We start from the raw sequence: 26,438 nt of genomic DNA, 5'->3' as shown, positions 1-26,438 counted from the left end.
CTCAGGCGTTCTTGTTCTGCTCGTCGCGCCACGCGACCCACTCGCGCAGCTTGCCGAAGTCGTAGTCCGGGCCGTCGGTGCCGACGGTGAAGAGGCTGACTCCCAGTCCGAGCAGCCGGTCGCCGAGCTCCTCGGGCGTGCCGTCCACTCCGACCGAGCGTTCGATCTCCGCCGGGTCGCGGCCGACCGCGGCGCAGTGCTCGTCGAGGATCTTCACCTTGCGTTCCACCACGTCCGGATCGCCGAAGCCGTGCCAGATGTCGGCGTGCTCGGCGACCATGCGCAGCGTCTTCTTCTCGCCGCCGCCCCCGATGAGGACCGGGATCTTCCTGGTCGGCGCCGGGTTCAGCTTGCCGAGGCGGTTTTCGATGCGCGGCAGGGCCTCGGCCAGGTCGTCCAGGCGGCCGCCGGCGGTGCCGAACTCGTAGCCGTACTCGTCGTAGTCCTTCTCGAACCAGCCGGAGCCGATGCCGAGGATCAGGCGCCCGCCGCTGATGTGGTCGACGGTCCGGGCCATGTCGGCGAGCAGTTCCGGATTGCGGTAGCTGTTGCAGGACACCAGGGCGCCGATTTCGACGCGGGAGGTGGACTCCGCCCAGGCGCCCAGCATCGTCCAGCATTCGAAGTGCAGGCCGTCGGGATCGCCGAAGAGCGGGTAGAAGTGGTCCCAGTTGAACGCGATGTCGACGCCGAGTTCTTCGGCCTCGGCCGCCGCTCGCCGGATGGCCGCGTATTCGGCGTGCTGGGGTTGGATCTGGACACCCACGCGCACGGGTCGTTTGACAGTGGTCATGTTTCGCACCCTATGCCCGGCGCCCGCGAGCCCGCGACCTCGAGTAAGTCCAGCATGCCTGTCAGTAGTTGCGCTGGGTCGACTTGGCGGTCAGCTCGGTGAGCCGGGTCGCCGCGGGTTCGGCCAGTTCGGCCCGCTCCAGCGCGGCCAATGCGCTGCCGGTGAGCTCGTCGATCCGCCGCTCCACCGCGTCCACCGCGCCGACCGAGGTCAGCGCCTCGCGCACCGCGTCCACTGTGGACTCGGTGAGCCCGGCGTCGCCGATCGCGCCGGCGATGAGCTCGGCCTCGGCGGTGCGTCCCTGGTCGTTCGCGTGCCGGAGCCCGAGGGCGACGAGCAGGGTCCGCTTGCCTTCGCGCAGATCGTCCCCGGCCGGTTTGCCGGTGACCGACGGATCCCCGAACACCCCGAGCAGATCGTCCCGGAGCTGGAAGGCCACCCCGAGGTCGCCGCCGAACTCCAGCAGCGTGTCGATCAGCTTCTCGTCCGCACCGGCCAGCGCGGCGCCCAGGTGGAGCGGCCGCTGCACGGTGTAGGCCGCCGTCTTCAGCCGGTCGATCCGCAACGCGGCCTCCACCGACGCGTCCCCGATGGCCTGCGTGCGCACGTCCAGGTACTGCCCGGCGAGCACCTCGGTGCGCATCGCCCGCCAGGCGGGCCGGGCGGCGGCGAGCCTGGCCGCGGGCAGCCCGGCGTCGGCGAACATGTCGTCGGCCCAGGCCAGGGCCAGGTCGCCGATGAGCACCGCGGCCGCCAGCCCGAAGTTCGCGGGCGAGCCGAGCCAGCCCTGTTCGGCGTGCCGGCGGGCGAAGGCCACGTGCACGGTCGGGAAGCCGCGGCGGGAGTCGGAGGAGTCCATCAGGTCGTCGTGAATCAGCGCGCAGGCCTGGATCAGCTCCAGGCTGGCGACCGCACGCAGGACCCCGTCCGCGAGCGGGCCCGCCGGATCGCCGCCCGCCCCGCGCCATCCCCACCAGGCGAACGTGGGCCGCAGCCGCTTCCCGCCGCCGAGCACGAAGTCCGTGAGCGCCGCCACCCCGGCGCCGACGCCGGGCTCGACGTCCAGGATCGGTTCGGCGGCCTCGCGGAGGAAGCCGGTCAGCACGCGTTCCACGTGCTCCGGCAGGTCGTGGTCGTAGCCCGGCTCGGTCATGGACCTATCGTCAAGGTTCGGCCCGCACCGGCTGTCGCCGGGGTGCCTGCTCCACTGTGGACGGTCCGGGTTCCAGCGCGCCTTGAGGGATGCCTGCCATCCTGGGGATTGCGAAGAATAAGGGTAGTCAGCGCCCTCGTCACTGCGGCACTATGAGTGATCGCGAGGAGTGACGACGACACGCCACGGAGGTGCCCGGTGGGCGGAACTGTGTTCCACGTTGCGGGAGGATTCTCCCATTCTGCGGACTTCGGCCGATAGCATGAGTGCCATGACGTCGGTAGTGGAGCGCATCCGGGGCGAGCGCCCCGTGTTCTCGGTGGAGTTCTTCCCGCCCCGCGACGCCGCCGACGAGGCGATTCTGTGGCGTTCGGTGCGCGAACTCGAGCCGTTCGACCCCGCCTACATGTCGATCACCTACGGCGCCGGCGGCACCAGCCGGGACGGCACGATCCGCAACATCGCCCGGGTCGCGACCGAGACCACCCTGGTGCCGATGGCGCATCTGACCGCGGTCAACCACTCGGTCGCCGAGCTGCGCAACGTGATCGGCTGGTACGCCGCCGTGGGCGTGCGCAACATCCTCGCCCTGCGCGGCGATCCGCCCGGCGACCCGTACGGCGAGTGGGTGGCGCATCCGGAGGGCCTGAACTACGCCGAGGAGCTCGTCGAACTGGTCCGTTCGCTCGGCGACTTCTGCGTCGGGGTCTCGGCGTTTCCCTACGGCCACCCGCGATCCCCGGATCTGGACACCGACACCGAGTACCTGGTGCGGAAGTTCCGGGCGGGCGCGGACTTCGGGATCGCGCAGTTGTTCTTCGAGGCCGACGACTTCCTGCGGTTGCGGGACCGGGTGGCCGCGGCGGGCTGCGACGCGATGCTGATCCCCGGGGTCATGCCGCTGACCACCCCGCGCACGCTGCGCAAGACGATCGAACTGTCCGGGGCCCAGGCGCCCCGCAAACTGCTCGATCGGCTGGAGCCGCTGACCGAGAACGCCAAGGCGTTCCGGGCCGAGGGCATCGACGTGGTCACCGAACTCTGCGAGCGGCTGCTCGCCGAGGGCGTGCCCGACCTGCACTTCTACACGTTCAACCGGTCGAAGGCGACCCGGGAAGTGGTGAGCAGGCTGGGGCTGGTCCCGGCGCGCACCTGAGCCCTTTCCCGGTAGCGTGCCGGACATGGCTGATACGTCCGCGCGCACCGGCGTGCACGAGATCTGTGACCGGTTCGTCGACGACTTCGCCGCGGCACACCCCGTCGCGGCGACGGAGTTGGGGATCACCGGGTACGAAGACCAGCTCACCGACTACTCGCCCGAGGGCCACGCGGCGCGCGCGGCGCTGGCCAAACGGGCGTTGCGGGCGATCGGCGAAACCGAGCCCGCCGACGAGTCGGAACGCGCCGCCAAGGCGGTGTTCACCGAGCGGGTCGGCCTGGACGTGGAACTCCACGAAGCCGGGCTGGATCTGGCGCAGCTGAACGTGATCGCGAGCCCGGTGCAGGAACTGCGCATGGCGTTCGACCTGATGCCGACCGAGACCGCCGAGCAGTGGAGCGTGATCAACGCCCGGCTGGCCAAGGTCCCGGACGCGCTGGACGGTCTGCGTGCCTCGTTCCTGGCCGCCGCGGACGCGGGGCAGGTCGCGGCGTTGCGGCAGATCGCGAAGGTGGCCGAGCAGGCCGAGGAATGGGCCGGGCTGAACGGCGGCGAGGGCTTCTTCCGCCGGTTCGTGGCGGGCGCGAACGGCGTGCCCGAGTCGCTGCGCGCCGAACTCGACAAGAGCGCCCACGGGGCCCAGCAGGCCTACGCCGAACTGGCCGGTTTCCTGCGGGCCGAACTGGCCCCGAAGGCTCCGTCGAAGGACGCGGTCGGCGTGGACGTGTACCGGCTCTGGTCGCGGTACTTCACCGGCGCCGCGCTCGATCTGCGCGAGGCCTACGAATGGGGCTGGGAAGAGTTCTCCCGCCTGGAAACCGAAATGCGCGAGGTGGCGGACCGGATCAAACCGGGCGCCCCGTTCGCCGAGGTCGCCGCGGCCCTCGACGCCGACGAGCGCTACCAGGTGCGCGGTCAGCAGGCGCTCGCCGCGTGGATGCAGGAACTGTCGGACGCCGCGCTGCAGTCCTTGCGGGACAAGCATTTCGACATCCCGGACCGGGTCATGGCGCTGGAGTGCAAGATCGCCCCGCCCGGCGGCACGGTCGGCGCGTACTACACCGGCCCGAGCGAGGACTTCACGCGCCCCGGGCGGATGTGGTGGTCGGTCCCGGCCGACCGCGAGGTCTTCCCGACCTGGCGCGAGGTGAGCACGGTCTACCACGAGGGCGTCCCGGGTCATCACCTGCAGATCGCGACCGCCGTCCACCAGTCCGGCACGCTGAACAAGTTCCAGCGCATGCTGTCGTTCACCTCCGGGCACGGCGAAGGCTGGGCCCTGTACGCCGAGCGCCTGATGCAGGACCTCGGTTTCCTCGCCGACGACGGAAACCTGCTCGGCATGCTCGACTCGCAGCTGTTCCGCGCGGCGCGGGTGATCGTGGACCTCGGCATGCACCTGGAGCTGGAGATCCCCGCCGGAACCGGTTTCCACGAGGGGGAACGCTGGACCCCGGAGCTCGGCCTGGAGTTCATGCTGACCCGGACCATCACCGACGCGGACCACGTCCACGACGAGATCGACCGCTACCTCGGCTGGCCCGGGCAGGCGCCGTCGTACAAACTCGGCGAACGCCTGTGGCTGGCCGCGCGCGAGGACGCCCGCCGCCGCCAGGGGGAGTCCTTCGACATCAAGGACTTCCACACCCGCGCCCTGCGGCTCGGCGGGATGGGCCTGGACACCCTGCGCGAACAACTCGCCGATCTGCCGTGACCGGCGGGTAGAGTGCGGATCATGCACCGGGTTTTTCTCGTCACCCCACCGCCGCGCTCCTGAGCGGGGCGGGACACCAGCCGTGCGGTCGTCGCACGGCTGATCTTTGACGTCCAGTCGCAGCGCGCGTTGACCCGTGCGGTTTCGCCCCGTCGTCGATTTCCCCATTACTTCGACGTTGGAGCGGAATTCTCATGTCTTCGGTTGTTGCTGTGCCCGTGCGGCAACGGTCGGCGCTGACGCTGATCGTTGCCGGAGTGTTGTGGGGTACCGGGGGACTGGCCGGATCGATCCTCGCGGCCCGGGCGGACCTGCACCCGTTCTCGGTCGCGGCCTATCGCCTGCTGATCGGCGGCGCCTGCGTGGTGCTGTTCCTCGCCCTGAGCGGTGGCCTGCGCGGATTCCGGTGCACGCGGCCGGTAGTGCGGCGCCTCGGCGTCGCGGGCGCGCTGCTCGGCATGTTCCAGGCGTGCTACTTCGCCGCGGTCGCCCTGAGTTCGGTGAGCATCGCGACGATGACGACGATCGGCAGCGTGCCGGTGTTCGTCGCGTTCGCGTCCGCGGTCCGGGACCGGCGCCTGCCCGGGACGGCGACCGTGGTGTCGATCGGCGCCGCGATCGCCGGGCTGGTGCTGCTGCGCTGGTCGCCGGACGGCACGGGCGGTGGGTGGCGGCTGGCCGGCGGGGTGGCGTTCGCCTTGCTGGCCGGGGGCGGGTTCGCGACGCTCACGCTCGCCACGCGCCGCCCGGTGGAGGGCCTGGATCCGGTGCGCACCACGGCATTCGGGCTGCTGGTGGGCGGGCTCCTGCTGCTGCCGGTGGCGTTGTGGTTCGGGATGGCCCTCCCGTCGCGGTTCGACGTGCTGGCCGTCGCGCTCTACCTCGGCCTGGTGCCGACCGCGGTGGCCTACGGCGCGTACTTCCGCGGCCTGCGGGACGCCCAACCGGTGCTGGCCGCCCTGTCGGCGCTGCTCGAACCGCTGACCGCCGCCCTGCTGTCGGCGGCGCTGCTCGGTGAGCGGCTCGGCGTGCCGGGCTGGTGCGGGGCGGCGTTGCTGGTGAGCGCGCTGGCGGTCAGCTACTGGCGGCGCTAGCGACCTGGAGGTACAGGCCGCCCCGCGTCTGGGCGCGGCAGGTCACCGAGGCGGTGCGCCAGCCCCTCGGTGACCTGCCCGCGAGCAGCCGCTCGCGGACGCGGGGCGCCCGGCGCGCGTGCCGGGAGAACGACCAGCCGAGCAGGACCCGGCCGCGGGAACGCTGGCCGTGCAACGCTTCCTCCGCCGAGCAGTCGATCCACAGCAGGCGCCGCGGGCGTCCGGTGAGGGCGCCGAGCGCGGCCAGCACGGCCCTGGCCGCGGCGCCGGTCGCCGGATCGTGCACCACCACCGGGCCGGGCGCCCGCAGCAGGGCGCGCAGCACCCGCAGTTCGTGCAGCACGTGGACCAGCGGACGGTACCGGCCGTACGGCGTGCCCGGCGGGAACCGCGCGGCCAGCCAGGCGCGCATCTGGTCGGTGTCCAGGATCTCGACCGGCGCGCTGGCCCGGGTGTTGCGGAGCAGGGTGCTCTTCCCCGCGCCCGGCAATCCCGCGACGACCAGAAGCTCCCGTCGTTCGATCAGCAGCCGGAGGGAGCCGGTGGGCCGGTGATCCGTGGTCGAAACGTCCATGGGACGTCAACGCGGGACCCCGCCCGGTGCGTTCCGCCCATAGCGGACAGCTAGTGCGAATCACACGTTCCGGTCGCGCCCGAATCGGGTAGTGGCAGCGTCCGGCCGAGGATCGCGAACGGCCGCGGATCGCCCGCGAAGTGGTAGTCGCGCAGGACATCGGCGAAGCCGACCCGGCGGTACAGCTTCCAGGCCCGGCTGGTCCCCTCCGGGGTCGACAGCAGCACGTGCTGGTGCGGCACGCCGTCGAGCAGCCGGCGCAACAGATCCTCGCCGATGCCGAGTCCTTGGCTGGCCGGCCGGACGTGGATCTCGGTCAGCTCGAAGTAGTCGGTGAGCCAGTGCGTGGCGGCGTGCTCGCCCGCGGCCTTGAGCAGGCCCCGGCGCACTTGTTCGTGCCACCACTGGCCGGGGGAGCCGCGGTAACCGTAGGCGAGGCCGAGCAACCGCCCGTCGGCGTCCAGCGCCGCGATGCACCGCCAGCCCTCGCGCAGCGCGTGGGTCAGCCACATCGGCGCCCGCTGCTCCGCCGTGCCCGCCGGGTAGCGCATCGCGCTCACGTAGATGTCCAGCGCCTCGCGCAACCTCGCGCGGAATTCGTCGGCGGAGAGCTGGACGAACCGGGTGTGACTCGCGGACATCGCGGTCACGGCCTCGCCTCCGCGACACCTGCGGCCTGTCCTCCGGTGAGCGCGACGAGCTCGTCGAACGTGGTGGGGAAAACCGATTTGGGGTGTCCCGCGGCGGCCCAGATCACGTCGTAGCGCCGCAGCGCGGTGTCCACCAGCGTGCGCAGCGGGGCGGGATGCCCGACCGGCGCCACTCCGCCGATCGTCTGGCCGGTGTGCTCCTTGACGAACGCGGGGTCCGCCATTTCGACGTGCGCGGCCCCGGTGAGGGCGGCGAGGGTTTCGGTGCGGGCGCGGTGCGCGCCCGAGGTGAGCGCCAGCAGCGGCGCGCCGTCCGCGCGGAAGACGAGGCTGTTCGCGATGGCGCCGACCTCGGTCCCGAGCGCCTCCGCGGCCTGCGCGGCGGTGCGCACCTCGGCGGGCAGGATGCGGATTCCTTCGGCGGCTTCTTGCTGACCCGCTTCGGCTAGCGCGGCGGCGACCTTGGCCACCGCGGGATGGTCGGAGCTGCTCATGGTGATTATCAGATCACGAACCGAACGTGGCCGCGAAGGCGTATCCGCGCTCGGCAGGGAACTCGGGCTACGAGCACGTCGAGGCCGTAATCGCGGTCACCCGACGCGAGGGTTGAACGAACAGGTGTTCGAAGCTACTGTGGAAGGTGCTCGAACATACGTTCGAGCTTCGGTGGAGCGCTCACCGGACCGGTACCCGGCGCAGGGCGGGGGAAGCGCCTCGGCGCCGGGTGCCACCCGCCGCGCTCCAGGGAGGAGGGGTCATGTCCGTTGCCGTCGTGCCCCACGCGGACGCGTTGCAGCCCGAGCTGCCGATCGCCATGCATCCGCCGGTGGCGCCCGCCGCCGTGGCGTTGCTCGCGCAGGCCAGGCGTGGGCTCGCCGACGCCCGAAGCGAGCGGGAGCCCGCTCAGCGGTTCATCGCCTCGTACTTGTCCGCGTTGCGTGCCGCCGCCGCGATCCTCGCCGCGCGCGGGCGGCCGCACCGCGGCCGGGCCAAACCGGCGAGCGTGTGGGTCCTGCTCGAGGCGGCCGCGCCGGAGCTGCGGGAGTGGGCCGCGTTCTTCGCCTCGAACTCGGCCCTCCAGGCGGCCGCTCAGTCCGGGATCACCCGCCGGGTGACCGAGGAGGCCGCCGCGGAACTGTTCGGCCAGGCCGGGCGGTTCGTCGAGCTGGCTCGCCGGTCGATCTACCAGCGTGGTGGTGCGGGGATCGGCACCGCTTCGGAGCGTCCGTCCGCCCGGGCCACCCCGTGCCCCCAGCGGCCGCGTGCTCCGAAGAGAAGCAGGAGTGGGTGATGGCCGGGCAAGCGCTGATCGATCACGGCCGGCTGCTGGACGTGCTCGGGATCGAAGGCGAGTTGCTGGGCGGCCTGGCGCACGTCGCCCCGGCGGATGCGACTGTGCCGACCTGCCCGGGGCTGACCGTCGGGGAGACCGTCCGGCACGTCGGCAGCGTCTACCGGGTCGTACTGGCCTGGCTCCGCGGGGGAAACCGGCCGCGGGAATGGCAGCGGGAGCCCGGGCCCGGTCAGTCGCTCGGCGAGTACCTGAGCACCGGGCTCGCCGAGCTGCTCGGCGAACTGGGCGAACACGAGCCGGACGAGCACGCGTCGACCTGGTGGCCGGCGGACGAAACCTACGGATTCTGGCGAAGGCGGATGGCACATGAGACCACGATTCATCGCACCGACGTCCAGACCGCCGCCGGGATGACCATCTCGGAAATCCCGGACGACATCGCGATCGACGGTGTGGACGAGATCCTGTCGCTCTGGTTCGGGCATCGGCTGCCCCTGCTCGGCCTGGCCGGCACCCGGGTGGGTTCGGTCGCGGTGCAGACCGGTGGTCACACCTGGATCGTGCACGCCGGTCCCACCGAGAACGTCGCCTGGCACTGTTCGTCCCAGGAGGCGGAACGGGCCGACGCGACACTGTCCGGGTTCCCGACCCAGGTCTACCTGTGGCTGTGGGGGCGAGCGTCCCCCACCTCGGTCCACGTCGACGGCGACCTCGACGCGGTCGGCCAGCTCTGGGCCCTGCTGCGCCTGGCAACCCGATGAACGGCTTGTGGGGAAGCAACGCCGATCATCACCAACCCAGCCGCCGCAAGCCCCAGCGCCCCGGCCGCCCGAGTTCCCCGTCCCCCGTCCCCGTCCTTGTCCCCGTCGCCGGAGCCTCTCCCACTCCAGCCGCCAAGTTCTCCGTTCCGAACACCGAACCCCACATTCAAACAAGCGAGTCCACCTTGGGGTTTTCCCAGCAGAGAATGCGCCGGTAACACAAGGACACCAATGCGGCATCGGGAACGGCAAAGGTACCCAACCCCGCATTGGATACTTCCAAGCACCACTCACCCGAAAAGCCCTACCGGGGAACCCTCACTCAGGCTAACGAACCACACACTCAGGCAAGCGAACTACACATTCGGGTAAGCGAGTTGCACACCCAGGTCCGCGAACTGCACATTCGGGCGAGCGAGTTGCACACTCGGATTCGTGAACTGCGCGCTCGGGCAGCCGAGTGCGCAGTTCCGGCACCCGGCAGGCGATCCGATTCCCATCGAGAAACCTCTGTGCCGCCCCACTACCCCGAAAGTGCTGCCTTTCGGCCGAGCGTGCGGTTCGCGTACCCGAATGAAGTTTTCTCGGTGGGCCTTCTCGGGTAATGCTCTTCGCGCTACCGGCGCAGCAGTACGATGCTCCCCACGAACACGGCGGGAAGCCCTACCGAGAAGCCTCAATGCGGTTTTCTCAGTAGGGCTTATCCAGGGGTGCTCGGAGTGCTCGATGCGGCGTGGGGAACCTCGCCTTCCCGTGCGCGCCGAAGGGTCGCATTTGACCCCCCGCCGACTCCCGGAACGGGGGACCCGCTGTCGCGAGTCCCCCGTTCCGGACGTGCGAGTTCCCCGTTTCGGTACACCGAGTTCCCCGTTTCGGTAGGTGAGTTCGACATCCGGGGAAGAAACCTCGCTGGGTCTTCTCCGCAGGGCCGGGTCCTTGGTTGCCGGGGACCGGCCGATGCTGGACAGGCTGGTCTCGGGTTCGGGCTGAGCGAGCGTCGATGCGGCGTTCGGCGCGTCCCACGTCCTGGGCACTTCCCGCAAAGTCCGAGAGGCCCTACCGAGAAAGGCTCAGTGTGGAGTCCGGCTACCGGAACGGGGAACTCGGGCTGCTGAAATGGGGAACTCGCACGACCGGAATGAGGGACTCGCGAGCCTTACGTCTATTGATTCGCCGGGGCGGCCAGGTGCAGGGCGAAACGGTGGCGGGTGATCGTGAGGTTCCGGACACCGGGGAAGTCGCGGGCGGCTCGTGCGGTGGCCGACCGGGTGCCGGTTGTGTCGAGCACGTCCTGGTGTGCCTGTTCGCTGGTCCATTCGGCGAAGTTCAGCACCTTCGAGCCGTCGGTGCTGACGTGGAAGTGGGCGGCGATCAGGCCCGCCGGGATCGCCGCGTCGGCGGCGGCCGCGTTGAACACGCCGTCCACCCAGGCGCGGGCTCGTGGGACGTCCGGGCCGTCGAACTCGACCTTGACGGTCACGAAACACCGGGGAGCCCGCGTTTCGGCGGTGGGTTCGGTGCTCCGGTACCGGCGATAGCTGGTCAGCCCGTAGCGTTCGATGCCCGGCACGGCGGTGTCGATCTCGTTGACGCGTTGCCGGCGGTGGGTGCGGACGAACGCGTGGTAGGCGTCGTCGTCGGCCCATTGCGAGTAGTGCAGCAGGGTTTCGCCGTCGGTGCTCGCGAATACGGTGTAGGAGCGCAGATCCGGGGTGGGCCAGGGCCTGCTTTCCCACGCGGCGCCGATGGCGTCCACGGCCGCCTGCTGCCGTTCCGGAGTGCCCAGGCGCCAGTTGCTGAACAGGGCAGCGCCGACGTCGGCGCGGGTGAGATCGGGAAGGGAGTCCAGCCGTGCGGTCATGAGTCAGCTCCTCGTTCGATGTCGCGTGCCTGGCTTCCCGGTGCGTCGAGGTTGAGGCTGAGGACGCGCCGGGCGTGCACCCGGATCACCTCGTCGCTGAAGCCCGGGGCGAGCGGCCTGTCGGTTTCGAGCAGTTCGGCCAGGCCGCGGATCTCGACTCCGCGACCCCAGCCGGGCCTGATCGCCCCCGGCTCGTCCGGGGTCAGATCGTCCGCGATGAAGGAGACCTTCGGATCGGTCCGCACGTTGCGGTACTTCTGGCTGGACCTCAGATTCGGGCCCCCGATGTCGATGGTGTCGTCCTCGTTGAGCCGGAAGCCGACGGGCCGGACGTGCGGGGTTCCGTCCGGGCCGATGGTCGCCAGGCGCCCGAGTCCCTGACCGGCGAGGTAGTCGCGTTCGCGATCCGTGAAGATCATGCCGGATACGCTAGAAGCTCAACCATTGTTGAGGTCAATCTCGACTGGCAGGACTTCGCCGGTATAGGCCGCTATGGTCGGACCATGCCCACCCAGCTCGTGAACGTGGTGTTCGACACGGCCAGGCCACGTGCGGTGGCCGAGTTCTGGGCGGCTTTCCTGGGCTGGCAGGTCGTCGTCGATCTGTCCGGCGAGGTCGGCGTGCGGGCTCCCGCGTGGGAGGGGACCGATTTCGATCTCACCTTCGTCCCGGTGCCGGAGCCGAAGTCGGGCAAGAACCGGCTCCACCTCGACCTGGCCAGCGGCACGCCCGCGGCACAGTCGTCCATTGTGGACCGTGCGATCGGGCTCGGCGCCCAGCACGCGGACATCGGCCAGGGCGGTGCCGAGTTGCCGTGGATCGTGCTGGCCGATCCGGCGGGGAACGAGTTCTGCGTGCTCGAGCCGCGGCCGGAGTACACCAGCACCGGGGTCCTGGCGGCGGTCGTCGTGGACGCGCACGATCCGCCGCGGCTCGCGGAGTTCTGGTCGGAGGTCATCGGCTGGGTGGTCGCCCGGCGGGAAACCGACGTGGCCGGGCTCCGGCCGCCCACCGGTCGCGGTCCGTGGCTGGAGTTCGTCCGCAACGGCGAGCCCAAACGGGGGAAGAACCGGGTGCGCCTCGACGTGGCCCCGGTGGCCCGGACCGCCGCGACCGGGGACCAGCAGGCCGTCGAGGTCGAACGGCTCGTCCGCCTCGGCGCCCGGGTCGCCGATCCGGAACCGCGCGACGTGCCGTGGCGCCTCCTCGAGGACCCGGAAGGCAACGAGTTCCGCGTCCTCTCGCCGCGCTGAGCGGGCGGGGCCGGTGTTTCGCGGGCGTTGCGGTCGGCTGGCGAGCCCTGACACGAGCGAAACACCGGCGCCCTCCGGCAGCAACACTCGCGGGGGACGGTGGAGGAATGGATATTCCGCGCGTTCGCAAGAGACCGGTCGCCGAGACGCTGGACGAGTGGTGGCCGTCCAGCGGTGACCAGGGCGGCTCCTCGGCCACCTGGCGGCTGCGGATCCGCATGGACGACGAGCCGGGAACGCTGGCCAGGATCGCGATCAGGCTGGCCGATATGGAATGCAACATCCTCGGGCTCACCGTGCTGCCGGTCCCCGGCGGCGTGCTGGACGAACTCGTGATCCGCCCTGCGACCGGGCTCACCCGGGAGCAGTTGCTCGCCGTGATCCGCGCCGAAGGCTGGGAGTGTTCCGGAATCACCGACGCGGACGTGCGCGAGCTGGTGGACGCCTCCGCGGCGACGCTCGCTTCGGCAACCCGCGCGGTCACCGATCCGGCGCGGGCCGCGGACGTACTGCGCGAGGTGCTGGCCGCCGATCTGGTGACCGTCGTCCCGGCGGCCGAGGCCAATCCGGGCCGCACCGAGGGCGGGCACCGCATGGTGTTCCCCGTGGACACCGAACGCGCCCTGGTCGCCCGCCGCCGCTGGGCGCCGTTCGTGCACCTGGAACTGGCCCGCGCGCACGCCCTGCTCGCGCTGCTCACGGCTTCCTGGGCCAACCTCTCCGGCCCCGCCGCGGTGACCTGCGCGGACGGATCGGCCGTAGTGCTCCGGCAGGGGCAGCCCGGCGACGCGGACGCGGTGTTCGCGCTGCACGATCGCTGCTCGATGAAAACGCTGTTCCACCGCTACCACACCGGTATGCGCACGGTGCCCCGCCGCTGGCTGCACCGCCTCCTGATGCCACCGCGCGGCCTCAGCCTGCTCGCCGTCTGCGGCCGCGAGGTGGTCGGGCTGGGGCAGTTGATCCCCGGCAAGACCCCGGAAACCGCCGAGGTGTCGCTCCTGGTCGAGGACACCTGGCAGGACAAGGGCCTCGGCACGGCGCTGCTGTCCCGGCTCGCGATACTCGCGGCGTCCCGCGGCCACCGGGAACTGGTCGCGGTGTGCCTGCCCGGACAGGACGCGATGATCCGCACCGCCCGGCGCGCGGGTCTCAGCCCCGAGCAACCCGAGGAGGGCGCGGGCCTGGTCCGGCTCGCGATCCCGGCGAGCGTCGCACGCGGGGGCTTCGGCGAACGGTGACCTGCCAGCTGCAGCGCACGATCACCTGATGCCCGGAACTCCTGGAAACCAGCCCGGCGGAGCAGGTCGAGGGTCCGTCCCAGCGTGGGCCGGTCTCGCGCGATCTCGGTCGGTGCCGAGTAGTTCACCGGCCCACCCATGCCCTGGCCGGACGAAGATAGAGGGTCACCTGCCCGACGGGAACCCGGTCGGCAGCGAGGGACCTTCGCTATCGTTCAACTGGAGTAAAGGTCCCTCGTTCCCGTTTCGGGGCAGCGAAGGTCCCCTGCTCATGAGGCGAACGCGGGAGGGGGCCGAAGGTCGGGCGACGCCGAACTGTCGGCCGATCGCCTCGGCGGCCCGATCGGCGAGTCGTCCGGCGGGCCGAGCAGGTCGACCAGAGCTGACCAAGATCGTTCGGCGAGGTCCGGAGTCAAATCCGCGGTCTCTCGCCGGGTTCCGGCAAATCGGGCGCGATCAGCGATTCCAGAACCAGTCCTTGCCGCGGGCCTCGCGCAGCGCTTCGCGTTTCTCGTCCTTGGCCAGCCGGTCCAGGTAGAGCATGCCGTCGAGGTGATCGGTTTCGTGCTGCAGGCATTGGGCCAGCACGCCTTTGCCTTCCACCACAACGGGTTCGTTGCGCAGGTCCACCCCGCGCACGACCGCGCGCTTGGCGCGCACGGTGGGAAACCACAGCTCCGGAACCGACAGGCACCCCTCGCCGATCGCGTGCGTCTCTTCCGAAAGTTCGACGATCTCCGGATTCAGCACGTACCCGATCTCGCCGTCGACGTTGTAGCTGAACGCGCGGAGGCTGATCCCGATCTGCGGGGCGGCCAGGCCAGCCCGCCCTGGTTTCTCGACGGTCTCCAGCAGATCGGTCACCAGCGATTCGGTCGGCTTGTCGAACCGGGTCACCGGGTCGCAGACGGTTTTGAGCACCGGGTCGCCGAAGTATCGCAACTCGCGCACAGCCATGATCAATATCCTTCCTACCTGCCGCGAAGCTTACGACGGGCCCCGCCGGCCTCGATCGCGGGCGCGCGAACCCCTGGCCCGGAGTCCGATCTCGGGTACCGGAGTGTGCATCTCGCGTGCGCGAATGTGGAACTCACGTGCCCGAACGTTGAATTCGCGTGCCCGAGTGAGGTTTCTCGGTGGGTGGCTTCGCGCCGTGTTCGTGGGGGCCCGGATCTGGAGCTGGCCTACCGAAATGGGGAACTCGGTGTGCCGAGATGGGGGACTCGCGCGTCCGGAACTAGGGACTCGCGCCAACGGGCCCCGCCTGCCGCGAGTTCCCCGTTCTGGTCGGGTGTGTTCCCCGTTTCGGTAGCCCGAGTTCCCCGTTTCGGGAGTAGGCGGGCGTCAATGCGTCCTTCGGCGCGTTGGCCGTGGGACTCGCGGGGCTGGAACGTCAGGCGCGGAGGCGGAGGCCTTTCGGGGTGGCGCGGAAACCGGCTTCTTGCAGGATGTCGGAGAGTTCGGAGGTGAGGGCCTGTTCGCCGTCGGCTCGTTGAACGGCGAGCTGGCCGAGCCAGCCTTCGCGGACGGCGCGGGACAGCGCCTGGGCGGCGACTCGCAGGATGGCCTCGTCTTCGGTGAAGGAGAGCAGGGAGCGGCCGCCGCGTTCCACGTAGAGGCCCGGTACGCCGTCGACGAGCACGGCGAGCGCCCCCGCCTTGCGCGCCGGGCGGTGCTTGGTGCCGCCGACCGGCGCGGGCCACGGCAGTGCCGCGCCGTACGGCTGCGCCGGATCGCTCGCGGCCAGCACGACCGCGTCGCGGGCGGGATCCGGCGCGCGCAGCCGGTTGCCGGTGTCGGAGACGGCACGCAGGCGGTCGACCGCGCCCCGCGCGGCGAACTGGGCCGCGCCCAACCCCTCCACGACGTAACCGCGGATCACCTGGCCCGAATCCTCCATTCCGCGCAACACCTTGTAGATCCCGGAGAATCCGCCGGTGACGCGCTCGGTGTCCAGCGCGCCCCTGGTCAGCACGCCGTGCCGTTCCAGGAACGCCTCGGTGCGCGCATGCGTGCGCCGGGTCGGATCGCTCTCCCGCATCGGGGTGAGTGCCCACCGCCCGGCGACCGTGGGTGGCCCGGTGCGCGACGGCATCGCGGGCCGGGCCGCCCGCATGCGCGCGTACCGGCCGCGCGGGGCGGATCGGCGCGGCTTGTGCGCCGCACCCCGGCCCGACACCTGCGCCCGCAACGGGCCGAGGGTGTCGCCGGTGACCAGCCCGGCCCACACCAGATCCCACAACGCGGCCACCACGTCACCGTCGTTCGGCGCGGCTTCCACGAGCGGAGTGACCCGGTCGACCAGCTGGCGGAAGAACAGCGCGCCACCATCCAATGTGGACAGTATGGCCTCGTGCAAGGGCGAGTCCGGCGCGGTTTCCTCCACGTCGGGCAGCAGCAGGTCGGCCACGTCCGCCGGGGCGAGCGCGATCCAGCCGTCGCCGCCCGCGAGCGAACCGCAGCCGCACCAGACCACCTCGCCCGCCGCGGTCAGCTCGTCCAGCAGCGCGGGCGAGTATCCGGGCAACCGGCTGGGCAGGATCAGCGACTCCACCGCGCTCGCCGGAAGCGGCGCACCCGCCAGTTGCTCGACCACCGAGAGCACGTCGTCCGCGGTGGGCGCCGAGCGCAGCCGGGTGCCGATGCCGTGCCAGGACGGCAGGAACCGGCCCAGTGCGGCCGGTTCGACGGGCTCCACCTCTGCCCGCAGCCGGGCCAGGGAAGCCCGGCGGAGCCGGCGCAACACGGCGGCGTCGCAGTATTCGACCCCCGCGCCATGCTTCTCCGGATGCCCGACCGGACTCAGCTCGCCGCGGACCAGCCGACCTTCCGAGGTCAGCCTGTCGAGCACCCCGGTGACCACGGACGTGCCGAGCCCGAAGCGTTCCGCGGCCTGCCGCGCCGGGAACGGCCCCCGGCCGCGCGCGTACCGCGCCAGCAGGTCGCCGAGCGGATCGGCCACCGGTTCGGTGAACGCCTCGGGCACGCCGACCGGCAGCGCCACCCCGAGCGCGTCCCGCACCCGGCCCGCGTCCTCGATGGCCAGGAACCGTTCCGCCCCCGCGATGCGGACCCGGATCGCGCGCCGCGCGGATTCCAGCTCGCGCAGCCATTCCGGCCGGATTCCCCGTTCGGCCGCCTCCGCCTCGGACAGGTCGCCGAGGAACCGGAGCAGATCGGCCGCATCCTCGGCATGGCGCGCGTGCCGATCTTCGTCGAGCCGTTGCAGGGACCGTTCGACCTCGGCGACCACTCCGGCGTCGAGCAGTTCCCGGATCGCCTCGGTGCCGAGCAGTTCGGCCAGCAGCGCGGAATCCAGGGACAGCGCCGCCGCACGCCGTTCGGCCAGCGGTGCGTCGGTCTCGTACAGGAACATCCCGACGTAACCGAACAGCAGGCTGCGGGCGAACGGCGACGCGGACGGCGTCTCCACCTCGACCACCCGCACCCGCCGGGCCCGGACGTCGGTCATCAGTTCCCGCAGCCCGCCGACGTCGTACACGTCCTGCAGGCATTCCCGCATGGCCTCCAGGATCACCGGGAACCGTTCGTACTTCGCGGCCACCGTCAGCAGTTGCGACGCCCGCTGGCGTTGCTGCCACAGCGGGCTGCGGCGCCGGGGATCCCGCCGGGGCAGCAGCAGCGATCGGGCCGCGCACTCCCGGAACCGGGCGGCGAACAGCGCCGAGCCGCCGACCTCGGCCACGATCAGCTGATCGACCTCCTCCGGGTCGATCAGCACGTCGTCGGCCCCGACCGTCACCTCGGCGCCCTCGGCGTCCAGCGCGTCCGGCAGCCGCAGCACGATCCCGTCGTCGGAGTGCATGACCTGCGCGTCGACGCCGCGGTTTTCCCGCAGCCGCGCCGCGATGGCCAGCGCCCACGGCGCGTTCACCTGCGCGCCGAACGGCGAGTGCAGCACGATGCGCCAGTCGCCCAGCTCGTCGCGGAACCGCTCGAGCAGGACCGTGCGGTCGTCCGGGATGTGGCGCGTCGCCTCCCGCTGCTCGCCGAGATAGCCGAGCAGGTTGTCGCACGCCCGCTCGTCCAGCCCCGCCGACCGCCCGCGCTCCCGGGCCGCCGCGGAGTCCACAGCGGACACTTCCCGGACGAACTTGCCCAGCGCCCGCCCGAGTTCGAGCGGCCGCCCCGGCGCGTCGCCCTTCCAGAACGGCATCCGCGCGGGCTCGCCGGGCGCGGGCACCACGATGACCCGGTCGTGCGTGATGTCGGTGATCCGCCAGGACGACGTGCCGAGCAGGATCGTGTCGCCGACCCGGGACTCGTACACCATCTCCTCGTCCAGCTCGCCCACCCGCGAGCCGGGTTTGTCGTCGGCACCGGGCGTCATCACGGTGAACAGGCCGCGATCCGGGATGGTGCCGCCGGAGGTGACCGCGAGCCGCTGGGAACCGGGACGCCCGCGCAGCTCCCCGGTGACCCGGTCCCAGGTGATCCGCGGCCGCAGTTCCCCGAACTCCTCGCTCGGGTACCGCCCGGACAGCATGTCGAGCACGGCGTGCAGGGCGTCGTCCGGCAGCGCGGCGAACGGCGCCGCCCGGCGGACCAGCGTGCCCAGCTCGTCCACCCGCCACGGTTCCAGCGCGACCATCGCCACCACGTGCTGGGCCAGTACGTCGAGCGGGTTGCGCGGGTACCGCACGGCCTCGATCGAGCCGCTGGTCATCCGCTCGGACACCACCGCGCAGGAGATCAGGTCGCCGCGGAACTTCGGGAACATCACCCCGGACGACACCGCGCCGACGTGGTGCCCGGCCCGGCCGACCCGCTGCAGCCCGGAAGCCACCGTGGGCGGGGCCTCGATCTGCACGACCAGATCCACCGCACCCATATCGATGCCCAGTTCCAGGGAGGAGGTCGCGACCACGCACGGCAGCCGCCCGGACTTCAGCTCCTCCTCGACCCGGGTGCGCTGTTCCCGCGACATCGAACCGTGGTGCGCCTTGGCGACCGTGGCCTCCGCGCCCACGGTGAGCCCGGATTCGCCGATCGCCTCGGCCGGATACCGCTGCCCCGGTTGCAGATCGGGCGTCTTCTCGGCGGCCAGCTCGTTGAGCCGGGCGGTGAGCCGTTCGCTCAGCCGCCGCGAGTTGGCGAACACGATCGTCGACCGGTGCGCCCGGATCAGTTCCAGCACGCGTTCCTCGACCGCGGGCCAGATCGACGGCCGCCGCTGCGGCATCCCGGAGATCTCCTCCTGCGTGCCGATCCCGCCCTCCGATGGCAACGGCGGCGCCTCGGCCGGGGCGGCGGGCGCGTCGAGCTGCCCCATGTCCTCGACCGGGACCTCGACCCGCACCTCGATGGTCTTCGCCAGCTTCGGCTGCACCACCCGCACCGGCCGCCCGCCGCCGAGGAACGAGCCGACCTCGTCGATCGGCCGGACGGTCGCGGACAAGCCGATGCGCTGGGCGGGCCGGGGCAACAACGAGTCGAGCCGCTCGAGGGACAGCGCGAGATGCGCGCCGCGTTTGGTCCCGGCCACCGCGTGCACCTCGTCCACGATCACCGTCTCCACACCGCGCAGCGATTCGCGGGCGGAGGAGGTGAGGATGAGGAACAGCGACTCCGGCGTGGTGACCAGGATGTCCGGCGGGGTGCGCAGGAACGTGCGCCGCTCGGCGGCGGTGGTGTCGCCGGTGCGCATGCCCACGCCGATGTCCGGCGGGCTCAGGTCCAGGCGGCGGGACGCCTGCGAGATCCCGGCCAGCGGCGCCCGCAGGTTGCGCTGCACGTCCACCGCCAGGGCCTTGAGCGGGGACACGTAGAGCACCCGGCACCGGTGGGTGCGTTCGGCCGGGATCGGCTCGGTGGCCAGGCGGTCCAGCGCCCAGAGGAACGCGGCGAGGGTCTTGCCCGAGCCGGTCGGCGCGACGACCAGCGCGTGCTCGCCCGCGTGCGCCGCCCGCCACGCGCCTTTCTGGGCCTGCGTGGGCGCGGCGAACGCCCCCGCGAACCAGTCCCTGGTCGCGGGGGAGAACAGCTGAAGCACGTCGGTCTCGCCCACGTCCACCATCATGAACCCGGGGTCCGACAGTTTCGCATCCGCCCTGGTCAGCGGGCCAACAGGACCCGCGCGGTGAACGAATCGAGGTCGTCGGGCGCCGCGTCCGCGTCGACGATCAGCGTGTACTCGCGATCCAGCGGGGTCCAGTACGGGAACGGATCCCGGCCGAGCTTGGAATGGTCGGCGAGCACGTACGCCTCGCGCGCCGAATGCAGCATCGCGTGCTTGAGCTGCGCCTGTTCCAGGGTCGGGCAGCACAGGCCGCGCTCGCCGAGCCCGTCCGCGCCGAGGAACACCCGATCCGGGGAGAGGTGCCGCAACTGCTGCAGCACGCTCTCCCCGAGCAGGGCCTCGTTCGGATGGCGCAGGCGGCCGCCGAGCACGATCAGGTCCACGTTCGCGAACTCCGCCAGCGCGAGAATCACCGTGACGCCGTTGGTCACCACGGTCAGCCGGTCGCGGTGGGCGAGGTGCTTGGCCACCCGGCCGGTCGTGGTCCCGGCGTCGAGCAGCACCAGTTCCCCGTCGCCGATCAGTCCGGCGGCCGTGCGCGCGATCGCGTCCTTGGCCTCGGCGTTGCTGGCGTCCTTCTCGCGCAGGCCGCGTTCCAGCCCGTGCCCGGCCTCCAGCGCGCCGCCGTAGGTCCGCACCACGTGCCCGTCCCCGGCCAGCGAGGCCAGGTCGCGGCGGATCGTCGACGGCGAGACGCCGAAGGAGTCCGCGAGCTCGGTGATGTTGCCGGAGCCGCCGCGCACCGCCTCCAGCAGCAGCGCGCGACGCTCACGCGTGTTCGGTCGTGACGTGGGCACGGGACAACTCTGGCATGCGCGTGCGGCCCCGGGGCCGCAACCCGAAGAACGCGAGGGCGGCCGCCACCACCAGGAATCCGGCCAGCACCACGAACCCGGCCGTCGAAGAGCCGGTCGCGTCGGTCAGCCAGCCCACCAGGTACGGCCCGGCGAACCCGCCGAGGTTGCCGAGCGCGTTGATCACGCCCATGGCCACCGCGACCACCTCGAACCGCAGCACCTGGCTGGGGATCGCCCAGAACGGGCCGTAGGGCATGTACACCCCGGCGGCGACCACGCACAGCAGCCCGAACCGCGCCACCCCCGGCCAGTGCATCAGGTTCCCCGCCAGCAGCCCGCCGATCGCGACCACGAGCGGCACGGTCACCGCGAGCCGCCGGTTGCCGGTCCGGTCCGACCACAGCGCGCCGCCGAGCATGCAACCGAGCGCGATGAGATAGGGAATCGCGGAGAGCAGCCCCACGGTCGTGGCGGAGCTGTCGCCGGTCATCGATTTGACCACCGACGGCAGCCACAGGCTGAACCCGTAGAACCCCGTCATCCAGCAGAAGTACACGGCGATCAGCAGCAGCACCGACCGGTCGCGCAGCGCCTGCCGGTACCCCTGGGCCACCACCTTCGGCTTCGCGGCCTCCTCCGCGGCCAGCGTGCTCTCGACGTACTCCCGTTCCGCCGCCGAGATCCAGCGCGCCTTCGCCGGGCGGTCGGCCACCGCGAACCACCACACCACCGCCCAGATCAGCGGCGGCAGGCCCTGCAGGATGAACACCCACCGCCAGGACATGTGGTCGAGCATCCAGCCGGACAGCGGCGACATCAGGATCGCCGAGATCGGCAGGCAGCTCATCCACAACGCGTTCGCGCGGGCCCGTTCGGCCTGCGGGAACCAGGACGCGAGCAGGATCAGCACCGCGGGCCACACGCCGCCCTCGAACAAGCCGAGCAGCAGCCGGGCCCCGTGCAACTGGGCCTCGTTCTGGACGACACCGCACAGCACCGCGGCGCAGGACCAGGCGAGCATCAGGATCAGCACCGTTTTCCGGGCGCTCCAGCGGGCGGCCAGGATCGCCGCCGGAATCTGCAGCACCAGGTAGCCGATGAAGAAGATCCCGCTGGCCAAACCCCTGGCGCTGGCGGAAAGCGGCAGTTCGTGGCCGACATAGGGCAGGATCACCGCGACATTCGTGCGATCCAGGTACGCCAGCATGTACATCACGACGGCGACCGGGATCACGAAGGCCCAGCGCCGGCGGGGAACCGCGGGGGAGAACGTCATCGTTGCCTCCGCTCACCGGGCGGGCGGGTAGATCTCGGGCAGTTTCGGCGCGTACGGGGCGAGGTCGACGGCGGCGCGGAACGCGGCGCGCATGGTGCCGTGCGACGCCTTCCCGGTCCCCGCGATGTCGAACGCGGTGCCGTGGTCCACCGAGGTGCGCAGGATCGGCAGGCCGACGGTCACCGAGACCGTGCCGTCGAAGTCGTAGGTCTTCGACGCGATGTGCCCCTGGTCGTGGTAGAGCGAGAGCACCCCGTCGAACCGGCCCTGAAGTCCTTGGTGGAACACCGAATCGGCGGGAATCGGGCCGACCACGTTCAGCCCGTCCGCCCGCGCCGCCTCGACGGCGGGCGCGATCGCCACGATCTCCTCGTCGCCGAACTTCCCGTTCTCCCCGCCGTGCGGGTTCAGCGCGGCGACGGCCAGCGTGGGCGCCTTCGTCCCGAACACCTCGAGCGCGGTGTACGCCTCGCGGATCGCGTGCTCGATGTTCGGTTTGGTGATCTTGTCGATGGCCTGCCGCAGGGACAGGTGGCGGGTGGCGAAGAAGATCTTCAGCCCGGCCACCCAGAACATCGTGTTGAACCGGGCCGAACCGGTCAGCTCGCCGAGCATTTCGGTGTGCCCCAGGTGTTGCGACCCGGCGGCCCAGATCGCCTCCTTGTTGATCGGCGAGGTGACCACGGCCGCGATCTCGCCGTCCAGCGCGAGTTTCGTCGCGGTCTCGATCGCGGCGACCGCCGCCTTGCCCGCGGTCGCGCTGACCTCGCCCCACGGCAGGTCCGCGGTGACGATGCCCAGGTCCAGCACGTCGATCACGCCGGGTTCGAAACGCGCCTGGCCGAGTTCGCGGATCGCGTTCACCTCGACGTCCAAGCCGAGCACGCCGAGCGCCCGCCGGAGCACCGGCGCGTCCCCGATGGCCAGCCCGCGGGCGAGTTCGGCCGATTCCGGTTCGGCCAGGGTCCGCGCGGTGATCTCCGGGCCGATCCCGGCCGGATCGCCGAGGGTGAGGCCCAGGATCGGTTTCTCGTTGCTCACGGGGAAGTCCTTTCCGTCGCGATGACGTAGTTCAGGTGTTCCAGGCAGGCGACCGCGGCGGTGCGGTCACCGATCAGTCCGCCCTTGGTGGCGAACGGAAGTCCGTCGAACGGACCACCGGCCAGCCGCCCGGCGACCGCGAGCGGCAGCACCTCGGTGTCGATGCGGAAGCCCTCGGCGCCGAGATGCGCGGTGACCTCGACCGCGATGTCGCCCCCGGTCGCGTACAACCCGCCGACGCGATGCCGATCGAGCACCCGCCGGGTGGCTTCGGCGAGCACGACCGGGACGGTCGCGGCGATCCCGGCGTCGACCGGCGCCCCAGGATCGGGCGGGCGCATCCGGACCCCGGCCACGTGCTCTCCGGCTTCGAGCAGCGCGCCCGCGCGTCCGGCGATCGCCACCGGGTCCAGTTCGTCCGCGCCGACCTCGACGTACCGCGCGCCCAGCACCTGTTCGGTCTCCAGGAGCTGGTCCCGGGTCTGGGCGGTGATGCTGCCGACGACCGCGAGCACCGGCGGCACGGTTCCGTCGCCCGGCGCGATGCCCAGCGCGGCCGCCAGGCGCACCCCGAACGGTCCGGAATCCACCGAGATCCAGCGCGTGCCCTCGGTTTCGGCGAGCTCCGCGGCGGCGCGCGCGATCGTGGCCAGGTGGCGGTTCGTGGTGGCGTCGCAGATCACCAGATCGGCGGGTGCGCGCAGCGCGTCGGCGACCGCCTTCGATCCGGCCTCGACCACGTCCAGCGGCAGTTCGGTGCTCGTGCGGCGGCACCCGAGGACGCTGGCCACCCGGGAGGAGCGCACCGGGGTGAGCGGATCGCGCGCGGCCGGGGATTCGGCGAGCGGCAGCCCGTCGACCAGGTGGATGCCGCCGATGGTGACGCGCCCGGCGTCCGGGAAGGCGGGGACCACGAGCGCCCGCGCCGCGGGGACCGCCGCCAGCACGGCCTCGGTCTCGGCGCCGAGGTTGCCGCGCAGGGTGGTGTCCACCCGTTTGACCGTCAGCGGCACCGGACCGGCCGCCGCCAGCGCCGCGCGGACCGCCGCCGCGGCGCGCTCCGGGCTCGCGTGGCGGGTGGCCAGGTTCACCACCAGCGCGTCGATCCCGCTGCCGGGGCGCAGGGCGAGCGAGTCCGGCGCCAGCGGCGCGCGCACCGACACCGCGCGCAGGCCGAACTTCGCGTACAGCGCGCCGCTGGCGTTGCTGCCGGTGAGGTCGTCGCCGAGGACGAGCACTTTCGGCATGACGCGAACCCCTTTGTTGCGTACTTTGAGCAACTCAATTAACCAGACTGCGCAACTATCGTGTGCCGACCGAGCCCGGCTCGTCAAGAACTTGCCGGGTCCGTCCCCGGCGAACGACCCGACATGGCAGCATCACCAGCGCCTGTGGGGCGTTGACGAGGGGAGAGCTGTGCGGATCCTGTCGGTGGATCTCGGTACGTCCAACACCGTCGCCGTGCTGTCCGCGCACGGCCGCCCGCCCAGGGTCGTCGAGGTGGACGGTTCGGCCACCATGCCCTCGGCCGTGTTCGCCGAGGAGGACGGCACCCTGATGGTCGGCCGGGACGCGGAACGGCGCGCCCGCCTGGACCCGACCCGGTTCGAGCCCAACCCGAAACGCCGCGTGGACGAGCAGACCCTCCTGCTCGGGGACAACGTGGTGCCGGTCAACGAGGCCCTCGCCGCGGTGCTGCGCCGCGTGCTCGAGGAGACCTCCCGGCAGCTCGGCGGTGATCAGCCCGACGAGATCCGGCTGACCCACCCCGCGCAATGGGGCCCGGTGCGCCGCAACGTGCTGTTGTCCGCGGCCCGGCTGGCCGGGATGGCCGGGGCGATCTCCCTGGTGCCCGAACCCGTCGCCGCCGCCGCGCACTTCGCCTCGTTCCCCGGGAAAACCCTCGCCCCGGGCCAGGCGCTCGCCGTCTACGACCTCGGCGCGGGCACCTTCGACGTCGCGGTCGTCGGCGCCACCCAGAACGGGTTCGCCGTGCTCGCCGAGGACGGCCTGCCCGACCTCGGCGGCCTGGACGTCGACCAGGCGCTGCTGGTGCACGTCGGCCGCGAGGTGTCCCACCGCGACCCGCAGCGCTGGCAGCGGTTGCTGCGCCCGGAATCGACCGGCGACCGGCGCACCCGGCGCGCGCTGCAGGAGGACGTCAAGGCCGCCAAGGAGGCGCTGTCCCGGCATCCGCAGACCGAGGTGCCGATGCCCGAGCCGTTCACCGACGTCCTGGTCACCCGCGCCGAACTGGAGGCGCTGGTCCGGCCCGCGATGCTGCGCAGCGTCGAACTGCTCTCCCGGACCGTGCGCTCGGCGGGGATGGCGCCGGGTCAGCTGGCCGGGATCTACCTGGTCGGCGGCTCGAGCCGGTTGCCGCTGGTGGGTTCCATGATCGCGGAGAAGCTGGGCGTGGTGCCGGCCAGCCTCGACCAGCCGGAGACCGCGGTCGCGCTCGGCGCGCACCACGTATCCGCCGACGGCATCAGCATGCGGACCCAGAACGTCGAAGGCCAGGTCGCGGCCACCGGCACCCAGGCCGTTCCGATGGGACCCGGGCAGACCGGACCGCACGCGCCGCCGCCGCAGGTGGCGTCGCTGCCCGGCGGATATCCGGGGCAGAACTACCCGAACTTCCCGCCCAGCGGCCCGCAGCAGGCCGCGCCCTCGAACTTCCCGACCTATCCGGTGGCCAAGGAGTCCGAGTCCAAGGGCAACCGGAAGAAACTGCTCATCGGGATCGCGGCCGCGGTGGTCGTGCTGCTCGGCGCCGGGGCGGCCTTCCTCTTCCTGTCGCCGTCCGCGTCGACCACGACGTACTCCGCGGACGAGTGCAAGCAGCCGGGGCAGGCCGACGACAAGGGCTTCACCGGCTGCCTGCGCCAGCTCGCCGGCAAGATCGCGGACACCAGCCAGTGCAGCGCGGGCTTCGGCAACGGGCAGATCGCGCCGCCGTCCGGGGAGAACTTCGGCGTCTCCTCGACCTGTTCGGCGCCCGCCCTGGCCGGTGCGCAGATCAGCTACATCCACGGCTTCTCGGCGGGCGCGTTGAAGGAGTACACCGACCGGCTGCTCAACTCCGCGGGCGGTGACCTGGTGGAGGCGGACTGGAAGGGCAACGGGCTGCAGGGGCGGTATTCCTCGGCCGCGGGCAAGGGCTCCTCGGTGCTGGTCTTCACCGCTTCGGACCGGCCGCTGGCGGGGATCATCTACCAGGTCAACAACACCGACCAGCCGGCCGCGTCGACGCCGTCGCAGCTGGCCGACTACTTCGAGCAGAACATCCAGCCGGGCGAGTAGGTCACTTCCCCCGGGTGTTGCGCCAGTTGCGCAGCAGGACCACGAGGGCGGCGACCAGGGTCAGGATCGAGGCGATCGCGAGTCCGGTCGAGCCCCATGCGGGGATGTCCTGGGCGAGCGGCATGCCCTCACAGTACGTGCGCGACGCCCACTACGCTGGGATCGATGCGTATCACGGTGTTCCGGCGGCTGATGGCGGAGGAGTTCGGCCCCGGCCGGGCCGAAACCCTGTCCAAAGATCACGTGTTCAGCGGCCTCGGCGGGCGCACCGTCGAGGAGGCGCTGGCGGCCGGGGTGACGGCCAAGGAGGTCTGGCGCGAGGTCTGCGCCGCTTTCGACATCCCCGCGGAGCGTCGCTGAGGATCCGGAGCCGCGAAATCTTACGCTAGGGGTGTGTCGGTTCCGGCCTCGAACAAGTGTTCGTCTAGGGTGTT

23 protein-coding genes are annotated in these 26,438 nt (G+C 71.6%); 9 read left to right on the top strand and 14 right to left on the bottom strand.

Going from position 1 to position 26,438, the window contains the following annotated elements; all coding sequences use genetic code 11:
- Window position 1: 1 nt before the first annotated feature.
- Together FXO23_RS29700 and FXO23_RS29695 are read right to left on the bottom strand one after the other, a co-directional pair.
- On the bottom strand, window positions 2-793 hold the full coding sequence (locus FXO23_RS29700) for an LLM class F420-dependent oxidoreductase (protein WP_158888786.1): 792 nt from the start codon (window positions 791-793) through the stop codon (window positions 2-4).
- 61 nt (window positions 794-854) lie between these two features.
- On the bottom strand, window positions 855-1,946 hold the full coding sequence (locus FXO23_RS29695) for a polyprenyl synthetase family protein (RefSeq protein WP_158888785.1): 1,092 nt from the start codon (window positions 1,944-1,946) through the stop codon (window positions 855-857).
- Window positions 1,947-2,217: 271 nt separating this feature from the next.
- On the opposite strand from FXO23_RS29695, the gene FXO23_RS29690 reads away from it, so the two are divergent.
- From FXO23_RS29690 to FXO23_RS29680, 3 genes are all read left to right on the top strand, one after another.
- On the top strand, window positions 2,218-3,102 hold the full coding sequence (locus FXO23_RS29690) for a methylenetetrahydrofolate reductase (RefSeq protein ID WP_158888784.1): 885 nt from the start codon (window positions 2,218-2,220) through the stop codon (window positions 3,100-3,102).
- A gap of 25 nt (window positions 3,103-3,127) precedes the next feature.
- The gene (locus FXO23_RS29685; protein WP_158888783.1) at window positions 3,128-4,819 is read left to right on the top strand and encodes a DUF885 domain-containing protein; all 1,692 of its coding nucleotides are present in this window, start codon (window positions 3,128-3,130) and stop codon (window positions 4,817-4,819) included.
- 194 nt (window positions 4,820-5,013) lie between these two features.
- Entirely contained in the window at window positions 5,014-5,913 is a 900-nt protein-coding gene (locus FXO23_RS29680; protein ID WP_158888782.1) for a DMT family transporter, read from the top strand.
- Here the strand turns inward: FXO23_RS29680 and FXO23_RS29675 are convergent.
- From FXO23_RS29675 to FXO23_RS29665, 3 genes are read right to left on the bottom strand one after another with little or no spacing between them, the layout of a single operon-like run.
- Window positions 5,894-6,487, bottom strand: coding sequence for an AAA family ATPase (locus FXO23_RS29675; protein ID WP_158888781.1), 594 nt, complete (start codon window positions 6,485-6,487; stop codon window positions 5,894-5,896). The genes FXO23_RS29680 and FXO23_RS29675 overlap by 20 nt on opposite strands.
- A gap of 50 nt (window positions 6,488-6,537) precedes the next feature.
- Window positions 6,538-7,137: a GNAT family N-acetyltransferase gene (locus tag FXO23_RS29670; protein ID WP_158888780.1), complete on the bottom strand. Its 600-nt coding sequence runs from the start codon at window positions 7,135-7,137 to the stop codon at window positions 6,538-6,540.
- Entirely contained in the window at window positions 7,134-7,631 is a 498-nt protein-coding gene (locus tag FXO23_RS29665; protein WP_158888779.1) for a YbaK/EbsC family protein, read from the bottom strand. The genes FXO23_RS29670 and FXO23_RS29665 overlap by 4 nt, the downstream gene beginning before the upstream one ends.
- A 263-nt stretch (window positions 7,632-7,894) precedes the next feature.
- On the opposite strand from FXO23_RS29665, the gene FXO23_RS29660 reads away from it, so the two are divergent.
- Both FXO23_RS29660 and FXO23_RS29655 read left to right on the top strand, forming a co-directional pair.
- The gene (locus FXO23_RS29660; RefSeq protein WP_158888778.1) at window positions 7,895-8,428 is read left to right on the top strand and encodes an SAV_6107 family HEPN domain-containing protein; all 534 of its coding nucleotides are present in this window, start codon (window positions 7,895-7,897) and stop codon (window positions 8,426-8,428) included.
- Entirely contained in the window at window positions 8,428-9,192 is a 765-nt protein-coding gene (locus FXO23_RS29655) for a maleylpyruvate isomerase family mycothiol-dependent enzyme (RefSeq protein ID WP_158888777.1), read from the top strand. Before FXO23_RS29660 ends, FXO23_RS29655 begins: the two co-directional genes overlap by 1 nt.
- A 1,162-nt stretch (window positions 9,193-10,354) precedes the next feature.
- On the opposite strand, the gene FXO23_RS29650 is transcribed toward FXO23_RS29655, so the two are convergent.
- Together FXO23_RS29650 and FXO23_RS29645 are read right to left on the bottom strand one after the other, a co-directional pair.
- Window positions 10,355-11,053, bottom strand: a complete 699-nt coding sequence (locus FXO23_RS29650) for an antibiotic biosynthesis monooxygenase (protein WP_158888776.1) — start codon at window positions 11,051-11,053, stop codon at window positions 10,355-10,357.
- On the bottom strand, window positions 11,050-11,472 hold the full coding sequence (locus FXO23_RS29645) for a PPOX class F420-dependent oxidoreductase (protein WP_158888775.1): 423 nt from the start codon (window positions 11,470-11,472) through the stop codon (window positions 11,050-11,052). Before FXO23_RS29645 ends, FXO23_RS29650 begins: the two co-directional genes overlap by 4 nt.
- Window positions 11,473-11,556: 84 nt before the next feature.
- On the opposite strand from FXO23_RS29645, the gene FXO23_RS29640 reads away from it, so the two are divergent.
- Window positions 11,557-12,306, top strand: a complete 750-nt coding sequence (locus FXO23_RS29640) for a VOC family protein (RefSeq protein WP_158888774.1) — start codon at window positions 11,557-11,559, stop codon at window positions 12,304-12,306.
- 218 nt (window positions 12,307-12,524) lie between these two features.
- Window positions 12,525-13,547 carry a GNAT family N-acetyltransferase gene (locus FXO23_RS29635; RefSeq protein ID WP_246258013.1) on the top strand — a complete coding sequence of 341 codons (1,023 nt, stop codon included), beginning with the start codon at window positions 12,525-12,527 and terminating at the stop codon, window positions 13,545-13,547.
- A gap of 456 nt (window positions 13,548-14,003) precedes the next feature.
- Here FXO23_RS29635 and def read toward each other — a convergent pair whose 3' ends face one another.
- The 6 genes from def to FXO23_RS29605 all read right to left on the bottom strand — a co-directional run bounded on the left by def (window position 14,004) and on the right by FXO23_RS29605 (window position 23,948).
- Window positions 14,004-14,504 (bottom strand): peptide deformylase, encoded by a 501-nt coding sequence (gene def / locus FXO23_RS29630; protein ID WP_158888772.1) that lies wholly within the window; start codon window positions 14,502-14,504, stop codon window positions 14,004-14,006.
- 436 nt (window positions 14,505-14,940) lie between these two features.
- Complete coding sequence (locus FXO23_RS29625) at window positions 14,941-19,584, bottom strand: ATP-dependent helicase (protein WP_158888856.1); 4,644 nt, start codon at window positions 19,582-19,584, stop codon at window positions 14,941-14,943.
- 38 nt (window positions 19,585-19,622) lie between these two features.
- Window positions 19,623-20,384, bottom strand: a complete 762-nt coding sequence (locus FXO23_RS29620; protein WP_158888771.1) for a DeoR/GlpR family DNA-binding transcription regulator — start codon at window positions 20,382-20,384, stop codon at window positions 19,623-19,625.
- On the bottom strand, window positions 20,356-21,660 hold the full coding sequence (locus tag FXO23_RS29615) for an MFS transporter (protein ID WP_158888770.1): 1,305 nt from the start codon (window positions 21,658-21,660) through the stop codon (window positions 20,356-20,358). The genes FXO23_RS29620 and FXO23_RS29615 overlap by 29 nt, the downstream gene beginning before the upstream one ends.
- A 12-nt stretch (window positions 21,661-21,672) precedes the next feature.
- Entirely contained in the window at window positions 21,673-22,701 is a 1,029-nt protein-coding gene (pdxA, locus tag FXO23_RS29610; RefSeq protein WP_158888769.1) for a 4-hydroxythreonine-4-phosphate dehydrogenase PdxA, read from the bottom strand.
- The gene (locus tag FXO23_RS29605) at window positions 22,698-23,948 is read right to left on the bottom strand and encodes a four-carbon acid sugar kinase family protein (protein ID WP_158888768.1); all 1,251 of its coding nucleotides are present in this window, start codon (window positions 23,946-23,948) and stop codon (window positions 22,698-22,700) included. The genes pdxA and FXO23_RS29605 overlap by 4 nt, the downstream gene beginning before the upstream one ends.
- Before the next feature lie 169 nt (window positions 23,949-24,117).
- Between FXO23_RS29605 and FXO23_RS29600 the strand changes: the two genes are divergently transcribed.
- Entirely contained in the window at window positions 24,118-26,004 is a 1,887-nt protein-coding gene (locus tag FXO23_RS29600) for an Hsp70 family protein (RefSeq protein ID WP_158888767.1), read from the top strand.
- 1 nt (window position 26,005) lies between these two features.
- Here FXO23_RS29600 and FXO23_RS52320 read toward each other — a convergent pair whose 3' ends face one another.
- Window positions 26,006-26,128: a hypothetical protein gene (locus FXO23_RS52320; protein ID WP_281356628.1), complete on the bottom strand. Its 123-nt coding sequence runs from the start codon at window positions 26,126-26,128 to the stop codon at window positions 26,006-26,008.
- Between the two features lie 41 nt (window positions 26,129-26,169).
- On the opposite strand from FXO23_RS52320, the gene FXO23_RS29595 reads away from it, so the two are divergent.
- Window positions 26,170-26,364, top strand: a complete 195-nt coding sequence (locus tag FXO23_RS29595) for a DUF3046 domain-containing protein (protein ID WP_158888766.1) — start codon at window positions 26,170-26,172, stop codon at window positions 26,362-26,364.
- Window positions 26,365-26,438: the final 74 nt, after the last annotated feature.

This window comes from Amycolatopsis anabasis, assembly GCF_009765355.1.
Lineage (GTDB): Bacteria > Actinomycetota > Actinomycetes > Mycobacteriales > Pseudonocardiaceae > Amycolatopsis > Amycolatopsis anabasis.
Note: the sequence above shows the minus strand (reverse complement) of the source record. Positions and strands in the feature narration are given on the sequence as shown.